General features: G+C 46.7%; 12 protein-coding genes. 7 read left to right on the top strand and 5 right to left on the bottom strand.

The features are described 5' to 3' along the window. Positions 1–31 precede the first annotated feature (31 nt). From SDE_RS19635 to SDE_RS19620, 4 genes are all read right to left on the bottom strand, one after another. On the bottom strand, positions 32–262 hold the full coding sequence (locus tag SDE_RS19635; RefSeq protein WP_011470229.1) for a hypothetical protein: 231 nt from the start codon (positions 260–262) through the stop codon (positions 32–34). 243 nt (positions 263–505) lie between these two features. Beyond that, positions 506–910 (bottom strand): acyl-CoA thioesterase, encoded by a 405-nt coding sequence (locus SDE_RS19630; RefSeq protein ID WP_011470228.1) that lies wholly within the window; start codon positions 908–910, stop codon positions 506–508. A gap of 70 nt (positions 911–980) precedes the next feature. Continuing rightward, complete coding sequence (locus tag SDE_RS19625; protein ID WP_011470227.1) at positions 981–2,345, bottom strand: TRAP transporter large permease; 1,365 nt, start codon at positions 2,343–2,345, stop codon at positions 981–983. Continuing rightward, positions 2,339–2,920, bottom strand: a complete 582-nt coding sequence (locus tag SDE_RS19620; protein WP_011470226.1) for a TRAP transporter small permease subunit — start codon at positions 2,918–2,920, stop codon at positions 2,339–2,341. The genes SDE_RS19625 and SDE_RS19620 overlap by 7 nt, the downstream gene beginning before the upstream one ends. A 485-nt stretch (positions 2,921–3,405) precedes the next feature. On the opposite strand from SDE_RS19620, the gene SDE_RS19615 reads away from it, so the two are divergent. The 7 genes from SDE_RS19615 (at position 3,406) to SDE_RS19585 (ending at position 10,709) form a co-directional block, all read left to right on the top strand. Then, the gene (locus SDE_RS19615) at positions 3,406–4,389 is read left to right on the top strand and encodes a PstS family phosphate ABC transporter substrate-binding protein (RefSeq protein ID WP_085978739.1); all 984 of its coding nucleotides are present in this window, start codon (positions 3,406–3,408) and stop codon (positions 4,387–4,389) included. A gap of 135 nt (positions 4,390–4,524) precedes the next feature. Then, positions 4,525–5,922, top strand: a complete 1,398-nt coding sequence (gene pstC, locus SDE_RS19610; RefSeq protein ID WP_011470224.1) for a phosphate ABC transporter permease subunit PstC — start codon at positions 4,525–4,527, stop codon at positions 5,920–5,922. Further along, entirely contained in the window at positions 5,922–7,214 is a 1,293-nt protein-coding gene (pstA, locus tag SDE_RS19605; protein WP_011470223.1) for a phosphate ABC transporter permease PstA, read from the top strand. The genes pstC and pstA overlap by 1 nt, the downstream gene beginning before the upstream one ends. Before the next feature lie 73 nt (positions 7,215–7,287). Next, on the top strand, positions 7,288–8,112 hold the full coding sequence (gene pstB, locus SDE_RS19600; RefSeq protein WP_049762822.1) for a phosphate ABC transporter ATP-binding protein PstB: 825 nt from the start codon (positions 7,288–7,290) through the stop codon (positions 8,110–8,112). A gap of 29 nt (positions 8,113–8,141) precedes the next feature. After that, positions 8,142–8,861 (top strand): phosphate signaling complex protein PhoU, encoded by a 720-nt coding sequence (gene phoU, locus SDE_RS19595; RefSeq protein ID WP_011470221.1) that lies wholly within the window; start codon positions 8,142–8,144, stop codon positions 8,859–8,861. 471 nt (positions 8,862–9,332) lie between these two features. Then, positions 9,333–10,241: a porin gene (locus SDE_RS19590; protein WP_011470220.1), complete on the top strand. Its 909-nt coding sequence runs from the start codon at positions 9,333–9,335 to the stop codon at positions 10,239–10,241. Between the two features lie 252 nt (positions 10,242–10,493). Continuing rightward, a complete protein-coding gene (locus tag SDE_RS19585; protein ID WP_041324934.1) occupies positions 10,494–10,709 on the top strand; it encodes a hypothetical protein in 216 nt (71 codons plus the stop codon). An 83-nt stretch (positions 10,710–10,792) separates the two neighbouring features. Here SDE_RS19585 and SDE_RS19580 read toward each other — a convergent pair whose 3' ends face one another. Continuing rightward, complete coding sequence (locus tag SDE_RS19580; protein WP_011470218.1) at positions 10,793–12,064, bottom strand: M48 family metallopeptidase; 1,272 nt, start codon at positions 12,062–12,064, stop codon at positions 10,793–10,795. Positions 12,065–12,085: the final 21 nt, after the last annotated feature.

Below are 12,085 nucleotides of genomic sequence, written 5' to 3'. Positions count from 1 at the left end.
TTTTATGTTTAAAATTTAATATTTAGAAATATTAAAGCGATAACTCAACGTTAGATGTGGGAATCCATCCTTTCTGCTGCATGCAATAATCTGTGGCATTTGGGTCGTCTGGGTAAACAATGCGCGCGCGCTCTTCGCACTTGTTTAAATCGTCTGCATAGCCGCCATATTTACCGTCTTTAATGTATTTGGGATTGTAGTAGAGGTTATTGCTGCAGGCGCTTATAAACATTAACCCTGTTAACACCAAAAATACTTTCATACTGCCAATTCCTTTAAAGCTAAGAAGTGTGCGTTCAAGCGCAATATTAGACTGGATGGTTTGGTATTAGTTCAGCAAAAAATAAATGAATAGCTCAGAAAAAACTTAAAAAAGTGCTCGGTGACAATCTAATTACATACCCCAAGCTACCCCAAAAAGAGCCAAATGTTTATATAGGGTATAAAAGCACTATGCAAACAAAGCGAACTAAGCTCGCATAGCCTGTAATCTGTTCCCTATCCCTTACCTATCCATATAAACCGGCCGAGTACGCCCTGCATTATCAATAGACACATAAACAAACTCACCGTCGGTGACTTTTTGTTGCTCTTCGAAGCTGTAATGTTTTACCCACACTTCGATTAACGCTTTTATGGATGAGCGACCCACCTCTAAAATTTCGCAATAACAACTTACCGTTGCGCCGACAGGTACGGGGCGCAAAAAGTGCATGGCACCTACGGCGACAGTGGTTACGCGGCCTTTGGCCAGTTCGCGTGCAGCGATGGCGCCAGCTAAATCCATTTGCGACATAAGCCAGCCGCCAAATACATCGCCATTGGAGTTGGTGTCTTTGGGTAGGGCGAGGGTTTGTAAAACGAGTTCACCTGTTGGGGTGGGTTCTTCGTCTAAATCTGAACTGGACATATCTTTCCCCTTTAGCTTGCCGTAGTGACGATTATTCGTTTTCGGCAAGCTAATTTAAATTGTTAACCTGTTAGCGTAATAGATTGGGCAACCATGTTGCCAAGCTGGGCCAAAGCGCCAAGCATACCATTAACAGTACTTGTAAAATAATAAACGGAATAACGCCCTTATATATTGCAGAGGTTGCAACTGTTTGGGGCGCTACACCGCGTAAATAAAATAATGCAAAGCCAAAAGGCGGTGTTAAAAATGACGTTTGTAGGTTTATGGCAATCATTATGCCTAGCCATATGGGGTCTACGCCCATCATAAGCAGTGTGGGTGCAATAATTGGCACCACAACAAACGTTATTTCTATAAAGTCTAGAATAAAACCAAGCAAAAAAATGACCAGCATTACAATAAGCACCGCCATAAAGGTGCCGCCGGGCAAATCGTGGAAAAACCCGTGTATTAATTGTTCGCCGCCTAAATCTCTAAACACTAAAGAAAATAAAGCCGAGCCCAGCAAAATGGCGAATACCATGGTGGTCACCTTGGCGGTGGACCGCACAACCGATGCCAAGGCTTTTAAGCTAAATTGCCTGCGTGCAACGGCAAGTAGTGTGGCCGCTAGTGCGCCAACGCCAGAGGCTTCGGTTGGTGTGGCTTGGCCGGTAATAATAGAACCCAGCACTAAAACCATGAGCAAAATGGGGGGCACAATACTTTTAATTAGCTCGCTAGCCGGCGGCGGCGTGTCATCTGGGTTGGGCGGTGCGAGCTCAGGTTTAAATACACCTATCCACGCCAAGTACAGCAAATAGAGTAGTACCAGCACAATGCCGGGCACCATGGCGCCAATAAACAAATCTCCAACTGAAATAGGTGTAGCGTTAAATACCCCTAAATTAAGCTGCGCTTGTTGATACGCGCTCGATAGCACGTCGCCCAGTAATACCAGTGCAATAGAAGGGGGAATAATTTGCCCTAAAGTGCCAGTTGCACAAATGGTGCCGCAGGCTAATGCGGGGTCGTAACCGCGCTTTAACATGGTGGGTAGCGACATAAGCCCCATGGTAACAACCGTGGCGCCTACTATGCCGGTGCTGGCAGCCATAAGCGTGCCTACCAGCACTACCGAAATGGCCAGGCCCGCAGGTGCGCGGCCGCAGGCGTGAGCGAGGTTGTGCAGCAGTGCCTCGGCAATTTTAGAGCGCTCTAGCATTACCCCCATAAAAATAAACATGGGCACGGCTATAAGTGATGTGTTGGTCATTATGCCGTAGGCGCGCTCGGTGTAGGCGAGCATCTCCTGTAGCTCAAATATTCCGGCGTAAATGCCGATGCCGGCAAATATTAACGATACGCCCGCAAGGGTGAATGCAACTGGGTAGCCCAGCATCAGCACGGCGCATACTACGCCGAACATGATTAACGGAAGATACTCTAACATGGGCTATCTTCCTCGTTATCGGCGCTATCTTCGTAAATATAGGTAATTTTAAGTAGGTTTCTTAGCACTTCGCTTAGCGCCTGTAGGGCGAGTAAAATGCCTGTTACTGGCATAAGCGTTTTAAGGCAATACACAATGGTTAAACCGCCGGGGTCGCTAGAGGCCTCGCGAATTTGCCAAGCGCGCACTACAAAGTCCCAGCTGACATATGTCATAAATAGTGCGAACGGCAACAGCAGTAATAAGCCCCCCAGTGCATCCACCCAAGCTTTATTTAGCGGTGAAAAGCGCCGGTAGAATACATCTACACGTACGTGCCCCCGCAAAATAATGGTGTAGCCCATGCACAGCATAAACAGCGCGGCGTGGCCGTATGTAATGCTTTCTTGCAGCGCAAGCGAGCCAGTATCGAACAAGGCGCGGCTAATAACAATGTAAGACATAAGCACAACGAGCATTACACTCAACCATGCCGCGCAAAGGCCTAAAAGCGCATTTAGTGCATTTATTGCAGTAACTATTGATTGAACGAAGCGGAAAAGCCAAGGCGGGCTAGAGCTGTTTAAGGAAGGCATGACAATGTTTGAACACTTGGTAAGTTATTATTAGCGCAGATTATAAACGCGATTAAAGCTCGGTAGCTAACGCCAAGCCGTTATTCGGCGCAGATGGCATTAATAGCCGAAAAAACGCCCTGTTTTGCACTAATTTATTGCGAAGTGGTTGCGAATTAGTACAGCAGCTGCAATCAAAACTTAATGTTTATGCACGATTTAGCGGTTAATTACGCCAGAGCCGTGCTACCAAAGGGGTACAAGCGGAGTGGCTGCTCGCTCTTTATGGCTGTAATTTGGCATTGTCGCGCAGCGGTTTATATTTTTATAAAACTGTAACATATCTGTCACACAACCATCCTAATATGCCAGCTATCAACTGGCGCCCACAAATTTGTGCGCCGCCAGCTTAGGCAAGTATTCTATTTATTGACCGGGAGGTTACTGTGAAACGTATTCTTATTGGCGCTTTGTTAACAGCTGGTGCATTGGCGTCTACTTCAGCCATGGCTGCGCGCGATTCTATAAGCATTGTGGGTTCATCCACCGTGTTTCCATTCTCTAAAGTCGTTGCCGAGCGTTTTGGTAAAGCTACTGACTACCGTTCGCCAACGGTTGAATCTACCGGTACTGGCGGTGGCTTTAAAGCGTTTTGTGGCGGAGTAGGCGTAGCCTTCCCTGATATGTCTAATGCTTCGCGTCGCATCAAGCAGTCTGAATTAGACATGTGTAAAGAGAACGGCGTTAAAGAAGTAGTTGAAGTACTTATTGGTTACGACGGTATTGTATTGGCTAACGCCATCGAAGCTAAGCGTTTGAGCTTAAGTGCAAAGGATATTTTCTTGGCGTTGGCGAAGAAAATCCCAAATCCAGATGGCTCTGCTACGTTAATCGACAACCCATACACCATGTGGTCTGACGTTAACCCAAGTTTGCCTAAGTCTAAAATTGAAGTGTTGGGCCCACCGCCAACATCTGGTACTCGCGACGCATTTGTTGAATTGGCAATGGAAGGCGGCTGTAAGAAGTTTGGTTGGATAGCCGATCTTAAAAAGTCTGACAAAAACAAGTACAAAGCTATTTGCCACGTAATCCGTGAAGATGGCCACTTCATTGAAGCTGGCGAAAACGACAACCTAATCGTACAGAAGTTAGCTTCTAACCCTAATGCGCTTGGTATCTTCGGCTTTAGCTTCTTGGATCAAAACGCAGATAAAGTACAAGCAAGCAAAATTGATGGTGCAGAACCTACTTTTGAAACCATCGCTGATGGCAGCTATGCCGTATCTCGCCCATTGTACTTCTACGTTAAGAAGGCACACGTTGGTGTTATTCAGGGTATTGAAGAGTACCTAGCTGAATTCACTTCCGAGCGCGCTTGGGGTGACGAAGGTTACTTAACAGAAAAAGGCATGATTCCATTAAGTGCTGAAGAGCGCGCTAAAATTGCCAAGCGTGTTAAAAACTTAGAGCCTTTGCAAAGTCTTTAAGGTTATATAGCAGCGGGCGGTGCATGACACTGTAGTCAACACACTATAAAATCTGCACTGTCTTAAAACTGCATAGAATACCCAGCACACTGTAGCTGGGTTTTCTTTATCTAGGTATTAATTAATCCGACGCTTATGGATACTTCAGTACTACTTATATTTATGGCTGTCATGTTTGTTGCAGCCTATACACTTGGCCGGGGGCGCTCACTAGCGCTCACCTCCGATACAGGCGGTGCTCGCGCACTCAATTCACTGCCGTTTTATTACGGCATGCTCACAGCATTGTGGGCGGCAGTGCCCGCGATTGTACTGTTAGGTAGCTGGAGTATTTTTGACGATCAAATTATTCAGTTTGTTGCCACCCAGCAAATGCCAGAAGAGATTCGGCAGCTAGGTGAAGCTGAGCGAGGCTTGGTGCTAAACCAAGTTTATTCGGTAGTGGATGGCCAATTTATAGGCGAGGCTCCCGATTACGTGCTAGCGGCGGCCCACCACATAACTGAAATGGAATCGATTAGCGTGTGGTTAAAGAGCATCCTAGTTATGCTCGCCATGGTAATTGGCGGTGCGCTAGTGTGGATGCGTATCCATCCACAGTTAAAAGCGCGCAATCAGGTAGAAACTGCATTTCGCTACGCTCTGTTGGGCTGCGCGTGTTTAGCCATTCTTACCACTCTCGGTATTGTGCTGTCGGTTTTGTTTGAATCGTTGCGCTTCTTCCACGCCGTACCTATTACTGAATTTTTGTTTGGCGCAGAGTGGAGCCCACAAACGGCCATTCGCAAAGACCAAGTGGCCAGCGACGGCAGCTTCGGTGCTGTGCCCTTATTCTTGGGTACGTTACTTATTGCCTTTATTGCTTTAATTGTTGCCGTGCCTACTGGGCTTATGTCGGCAATATATTTGGCAGAATATGCACCGCGTAAATTGCGCGGCTTTTTAAAGCCACTGCTCGAAATTCTTGCCGGTATTCCCACGGTGGTTTACGGCTTTTTCGCCGCTTTGACGGTTGCGCCGTTTATTCGAGATTTGGCTTACAGCATAGGCTTAGACAATTACGTCACGGTCACATCAGAAAGTGCCCTAGCGGCAGGCTTGGTGATGGGCGTGATGATTATTCCTTTTATTTCCTCTTTGTCTGACGACGTGATTAACGCAGTGCCGCAATCGCTGCGCGACGGTGCACTTGGGCTTGGGGCAACCAAGTCGGAAGTGGTTAAACAGGTGGTTATTCCCGCTGCACTGCCAGGGATTGTTGGTGGTGTGCTGTTGGCGGCTTCGCGCGCAATTGGTGAAACCATGATTGTTGTGATGGCAGCTGGGATGGCGGCAAACTTAACTGCGAACCCGCTCGATTCTGTTACCACCGTTACGGTGCAAATAGTTACGTTGCTAGTGGGCGATCAGGAATTTGACAGCCCCAAAACACTGGCTGCATTTGCTTTGGGCTTAATGCTATTTGTTGTTACTTTGGTGCTTAACTATGTGGCCTTGCACGTTGTGAAAAAATATCGGGAGCAGTACGACTAATGAAAAAACAACCCGAAAACACCTTAACGCCCGCTCAAAAAGTTGAGCGCAGCCTAAAAAAACGCTACGCGGCAGAGCGCCGTTTTAAAGCGTTTGGTATCGCGTCTGTAGGCGTAGGCATATTGGCATTGCTCATACTGTTTACCGAAATTATCAGCAAAGGTAGCGGTGCATTCACGCAAACCTATGTGCAATTAGAAGTGCATTTAGATGCAGATACTTTAGGTATTTATGATGCAACCGACCCTCAGCAGCTTGCTGTAGGCGACTACAATGCGGTAATTCGCAAGGCGCTGCTTAAGCGATTCGACGGTGTTAAAACGCGTAACGATAAGCGCGCGTTGTATAGCCTTATTAGTATTGGTGCCAGCTATCAAGTTCAAAATATTATTGAAGCTGACCCCGGTGTAATTGGCCAAACTCAAACTCTGTGGGTGCTGGCCGATGATGATTTGGATACTTATTACAAAAGCCTTTCCGACGCAGAGCCATTTGTGGGCAGGTTAAGCGAGAAGCAACTAGAGTGGGTAACCTCTTGGGTGGAATTCGGTCAGTTGAAGCGTAAATTTAATACCATATTGTTTACATCGGGCGACTCATCCGAGCCGGAGTTAGCAGGTATTTTAGGCGCGCTAATGGGTAGCTTGTTTACACTGCTGGTAACCCTGTCGCTATCTTTTCCTATCGGTGTGGCGGCAGCGGTGTATTTGGAAGAGTACGCAGGGCGCAATAAATTTACCGACTTTATCGAAGTAAATATCAATAACTTGGCTGCTGTGCCGTCGGTTATTTTTGGTTTGCTGGGCTTGGCAATATTTCTAAACTTTATGGAAATGCCGCGCTCGGTGCCTTTGGTAGGTGGTTTGGTGCTTACTTTAATGACTCTGCCAACCATTATTATTTCGAGTCGCGCAGCCATTAAAGCGGTTCCACCGTCCATTCGCGAAGCGTCACTAGGCATGGGCGCTTCCAAAATGCAGATGATTATCCACCATGTATTACCGCTGGCTATGCCGGGTATGCTCACCGGCGCAATTATTGGTTTGGCGCAAGCATTAGGTGAAACGGCACCGCTACTAATGATTGGTATGGTGGCGTTTATTGTGGATATCCCAGCAGGTATTACCGACCCGTCGAGCGTGCTACCTGTACAAATCTTCCTGTGGGCAGACAGCCCAGAGCGCGCTTTCGTAGAACGTACATCGGCCGCTATTATGGTGTTGCTGGCCTTCCTTATCACCATGAACACTTTGGCCATTTGGCTGCGCACGCGCTTAGAGCGTCGCTGGTAAAAAGAGGTTTGCTATCATGACAGCACTAGATACACTGGAAAGAGTAGAAACGGCAGAAATAGAGAAGCCCATAATGCAAGATAAACAAATAGCGCGCGGCGTAGAAAAAATTACCAAAACCGTGGGGGTGCCCCTTACGGAAAACGCCAAATTTGGTATTCGCGGTGTAGATGTGTTCTACGGCGAGAAGCAGGCCGTATTTAACGTAGATTTGGATATAGCCAAAAACCAAGTTATCGCAATGATTGGGCCTTCGGGCTGCGGTAAGTCTACCTTTTTGCGCTGCTTAAATCGCATGAACGACACCATCGATATCTGCCGTGTTTCGGGTAGCATCACTTTGGATGGCATGGACATTTACGATAAGCAACTCGACGTAGTGCCATTGCGTGCACGTGTGGGCATGGTGTTCCAAAAGCCCAACCCGTTTCCAAAGTCTATTTACGAAAATGTGGCCTACGGCCCCAAGATTCACGGCCTTGCTAGTCGTCGCTCAGACTTAGACGAAATAGTAGAAACCAGCTTGAAAAAAGCGGGCTTGTGGAATGAGGTTAAAGACCGTCTTCACGCGCCAGGAACGGGCTTGTCCGGCGGTCAGCAACAGCGTTTATGTATTGCACGTACCATTGCGGTAAGCCCAGAAGTTATTCTTATGGATGAGCCTTGTTCCGCGCTAGACCCTATTGCAACAGCTAAAATAGAAGAGTTAATTGCTGAGCTAAGCGAGAATTTTACTATTGCTATCGTTACTCACTCCATGCAGCAAGCCGCGCGTGTTTCACACCGCACAGCTTATTTCCATATGGGGCGCTTAGTAGAAGTTAACGATACAGAAAAAGTATTTACCAACCCAGATCACGAACTAACCGAAGCGTATATTACAGGCCGTTTCGGTTAAGAGTTTCGCGCATATTTAAGGCCATACCTATGGATAAGTTACAGCTCGATCAACATATTTCCCAGCAGTACAACGCCGATCTAGAAAAGTTGCGTACCCAGTTGTTAGAGATGGGTGGCGTAGTAGAAGATCAAGTAGCCGACGCCGTGAACGCGATCGAAAATGCAGATGGCGGCTTGGCAGAGAAAGTATTAAAAACCGAAGACGAAGTGGATCGCAGAGAGGTTGAGTTGGATGAAGCTTGCACGCTTATTCTCGCTCGCCGTCAACCTGCCGCGTCAGATTTGCGTTTAGTGCTTATGGTAGCCAAAGCTACGCGCGACCTTGAGCGCATGGGCGATGAAGCCAATAAAATAGCTAAAATGGCCATAGCCTTGAATGATGAAGGCGAATCGCCGCGCGGTTATGTTGAATTGCGCCACTTGGCGAGTAACGTACTTAAATTGGTAAATACCTCATTAGACGCGTTTGCCCGTTTTGATGTTTACGCCGCCATGAAAGTAGTCCGCGACGATAAAGACATAGATCGCGAATACAAAAGCTCTATGCGCGAACTGATTACCTACATGATGGAAGACCCGCGTTCTATTTCGCGGGTAATGAATGTTATGTGGGCACTGCGCGCACTTGAGCGTATTGGCGATCACGCGCGCAATATTGCCGAGCACGTAATTTATTTAGTGCACGGCATGGATGTGCGTCATATTTCCCCAGCCGAAATTGAAAAGCAACTTGAAGCTAAGCTGTAATTAATTGTTAAACACCCCAATATTTATTTATCTAGCGTAATATTTAAATCGCCTCTCTATTTGGGGGGCGACTTCATACCCCCGTATCTCCCTGTTTCTACTATTCCAAGCCTTTGCTAAGTATTGTGGCTTTGTCTCGCCTAGTTTGTTTGCGTTAACTAACCTTCTATTGCGTCATATTACTTGCTGTTGTGCGTATCTCAGTGAATGCTACGGCGATTGGTAGGGTTAAATTTTTGCCATATTTTTAATTTGTTCTATGCTCCATTGAACGAAAAATAGACATAAAAGCCCTGTTAAGCTTGCACTGTATGCATAAATAACAAGTAATTTAAAGGAAACTGGCTTTTAGCGCGCCCTGTCATATATTTGTAATGTTAAGTACATATATTTGCAGCCGTTCTTACATATAAGTGCAATATTTTTGTCACCTAATTAATCTTTTACCTCCTAATCGCATAGAGGATGACCATGAAAATCAAATTGTTGCCATTGGCTGTTGCCGCTTTAATTGCTACACCAGCCTTCGCAGAGCCAACTTTGTACGGTAAAGCGAATGTTGCTTACCAGTTCGCAGATGATGGTTCAGACAGTGTTACAGAATTAGTTAGTCACGCTTCTCGCATTGGGGTAAAAGGCTCAGAAAAGTTGGAAGGTGGCAACCTGGAAGTTATTTACCAAGCTGAATTCCAAGTGGATTTTGCCGATGGTGATGAAGGCGATAGCCCATTTAGTCAGCGCAACATCTTTGTTGGTTTGAAAGGTGACTTCGGTACCGTAAAAGCGGGTAAGTTCGACACCCCTTTAAAAGTATCGCAAAACAAAATCGACTTATTTAACGATTTGGCTGGTGATATCAAACACATGGTTACCGTAAACGACAATCGCCCAGGCAATGTAGTGCAATACTCTACGCCAACCGCGAGCGGCTTTAGCGGTAGCTTTGCCATTATCAACAGCGAAGATGCAGATGTAGATAACGGTCTTTCTGGCTCTGTAAGCTACACCCAAGATGCTTTGTACGTTTCTTTGGCACGCGATGAAAACGTTGAAGCAGAAGACACAAATGCGACTCGTTTAGTTGGTCAATACAGCATGGGTGATATTCAATTGGGCGCACTTTACGAAGCTTATGAAGCTGCGGGTGCAGATTCAGAAAATGGCTGGTTAGTTTCGGCTAAATACAAATTAGACGCGTGGGCGCTTAAGCTGCAAGCGGGCCAAAGTGATATTAACGAAGCGGGCGGTCAGACTGTAAGCGTTGGTGCAGATCGCAAGCTATCTAAAGCTGCAAAATTGTTTTTCTACTACACTGCACAAGAATCAGATGCGGGTACAGATGATAACTTCTTGGGCGCAGGCGTAGAAGTAAAATTCTAAGTTAAAGCTAACAAGCGTTATTTAAAGAAGGCTGCCTACGGGCGGCCTTTTTTGTGTTTGCTCTCAAAGCGTGCGCGTTTACTGCCCGGTTGAAAAAGAGCGACTTGTTCACAAAGCTGTCGCTGTATACATTAAATTGATTGATTCTTATACAGAAAAAGTGATTTTTTAAATTTCCTGATATTTTTCGAGAATAAGCTAAGCTTGGTATATACCCTTTCTATTCACCTAACAGAATTAGCCGAGAAGGATATGAAACCTACTAGACTATTTGCCTTAATAATATTGTGCGCCTTTAGCTTAGCCGCGTGTGACAAAGGCTTGCGCGGCCTGAGTAACCAGGAGCTTGTAGCTAAAAACGACGCATGTGTGATGGGTAACCCCACAGCCCCAGGGAAAGTGACTGCCTGCGAAAATATCAAGAAAGAGTGTGAACGTCGTCGAAAAGATGGCAATTATGCTTGCTAACAGCTAACAGCTAACAGCTAACAGCTAACAGCTAACAGCTAACAGCCCCTAGGCGGGCGCCTAGGGGATTATCAAGTAATAACCTATTGAGCTAAACCTTGCATTTGTGCAGCGCGTTCTTGCGCAGCTTGACCCAATTCACCTTTGTCGTTGGCGGCAAATTGATAGTAGCTTAGGGCAGTTTGCTTATCGCCTTTCTCGCGCGCTATTTCACCAAGGTGGAATGCTGCAATTGGGGTTTGCAATATCTTCATACTGCTTTCCAGTGCCGTTTTGGCAACACTCTTTTTATCTAAGTTAAATGCAGTAATTCCTTCGCCTAAATACCCCATTACGTAATCTGGGTTTAACTGACGCGCCTTTTGGTAAGCCGCCAAGGCTTCGGTGTTATTTTTTTGTGCGCGTAAAACATTGCCTTTGGTAATGTAAAACAACGCCGCTTGGGGTTGTAATTTAATGGCTTTATTTACGTTGCTTAGGGCGCTTGCAAAGTCTTCTTTACTTGCTGCTTCTTGTGCGGCGTTGTGCGCATCGTAGGCGGGTTTATCTTTTTTAAGTTGGCTAATGGCCTTTTGGTACGCGGCTTTATTGCGCACGCCGCCTGAATGCTTAGCCGCCAGCTCGCGATTTCGTTCTACGCGCTCTTGTGAAGGTGGGTGGCTAGCAAACAAATTGCTTAATAAGTCACTTTGGCGACCTTCAGATAATTTCACAAAAGTTTGCTGTAGCTCTACAGCGGCTTGCGGGTCGTAGCCGGCCTTAACCATGTACTCAATGCCATATTTGTCCGATTCTAACTCTTGCGAGCGACCGTAGTGGGCTTGGTACAATTGCGCGCCTACTGCGGTGCCGAGGCCAATATAGGTGGCGTAGTCGCTATCTTTGCTGGCTAGGCCGGCCGCTGCAACACCAAGGCCCAGCATTTGTGCTTTCATCATTTGCGATGCGCCGTGCTCTGCCGCGGCGTGAATAATTTCGTGGCCCAATACCGCTGCGAGCTGGGCTTCGTCTTCAAGTAAAATAAGTAGGCCGCGGTTAACGGCAATTTTGCCACCGGGCAGCGCCCATGCGTTGGGTACATCGTTATCCAATACCACAAACTCGTAGGGCAGTTTTACCTTGGAGTAAGCTGCCAGTTTTTGGCCTACGTTACTTACATACAGGTTTAGCTCTGGGTCTACTACGTAGCGCCCGCCCTGCTGCTGCTGCGAGGGGTTGTACTGTTCAGAACCCAAGGCAACTTGTTGCTCAAACGACATAGTATGGAACTGGCGTTCGCCTGTCACAGAGTTGGTAGTACAGCCACTAACAAGGCACAATGTGGTCGCCGTGGCGACGATGAGGGACCTAAACATAAACACTCCTTAATAGCAAAA

The organism is Saccharophagus degradans 2-40, assembly GCF_000013665.1.
GTDB classification, from domain to species: domain Bacteria; phylum Pseudomonadota; class Gammaproteobacteria; order Pseudomonadales; family Cellvibrionaceae; genus Saccharophagus; species Saccharophagus degradans.
Note: the sequence above shows the minus strand (reverse complement) of the source record. Positions and strands in the feature narration are given on the sequence as shown.

Coding starts and splice junctions, on each gene's coding strand:
- pstA (WP_011470223.1), top strand. CDS start 5,922: ATGAAAAAACAACCCGAAAACACCTTAACGCCCGCTCAAAAAGTTGAG.
- SDE_RS19580 (WP_011470218.1), bottom strand. CDS start 12,064: ATGTTTAGGTCCCTCATCGTCGCCACGGCGACCACATTGTGCCTTGTT.
- SDE_RS19635 (WP_011470229.1), bottom strand. CDS start 262: ATGAAAGTATTTTTGGTGTTAACAGGGTTAATGTTTATAAGCGCCTGC.
- SDE_RS19615 (WP_085978739.1), top strand. CDS start 3,406: ATGGCTGCGCGCGATTCTATAAGCATTGTGGGTTCATCCACCGTGTTT.
- pstB (WP_049762822.1), top strand. CDS start 7,288: ATGCAAGATAAACAAATAGCGCGCGGCGTAGAAAAAATTACCAAAACC.
- SDE_RS19585 (WP_041324934.1), top strand. CDS start 10,494: ATGAAACCTACTAGACTATTTGCCTTAATAATATTGTGCGCCTTTAGC.
- phoU (WP_011470221.1), top strand. CDS start 8,142: ATGGATAAGTTACAGCTCGATCAACATATTTCCCAGCAGTACAACGCC.
- SDE_RS19630 (WP_011470228.1), bottom strand. CDS start 910: ATGTCCAGTTCAGATTTAGACGAAGAACCCACCCCAACAGGTGAACTC.
- pstC (WP_011470224.1), top strand. CDS start 4,525: ATGGATACTTCAGTACTACTTATATTTATGGCTGTCATGTTTGTTGCA.
- SDE_RS19625 (WP_011470227.1), bottom strand. CDS start 2,345: ATGTTAGAGTATCTTCCGTTAATCATGTTCGGCGTAGTATGCGCCGTG.
- SDE_RS19590 (WP_011470220.1), top strand. CDS start 9,333: ATGAAAATCAAATTGTTGCCATTGGCTGTTGCCGCTTTAATTGCTACA.
- SDE_RS19620 (WP_011470226.1), bottom strand. CDS start 2,920: ATGCCTTCCTTAAACAGCTCTAGCCCGCCTTGGCTTTTCCGCTTCGTT.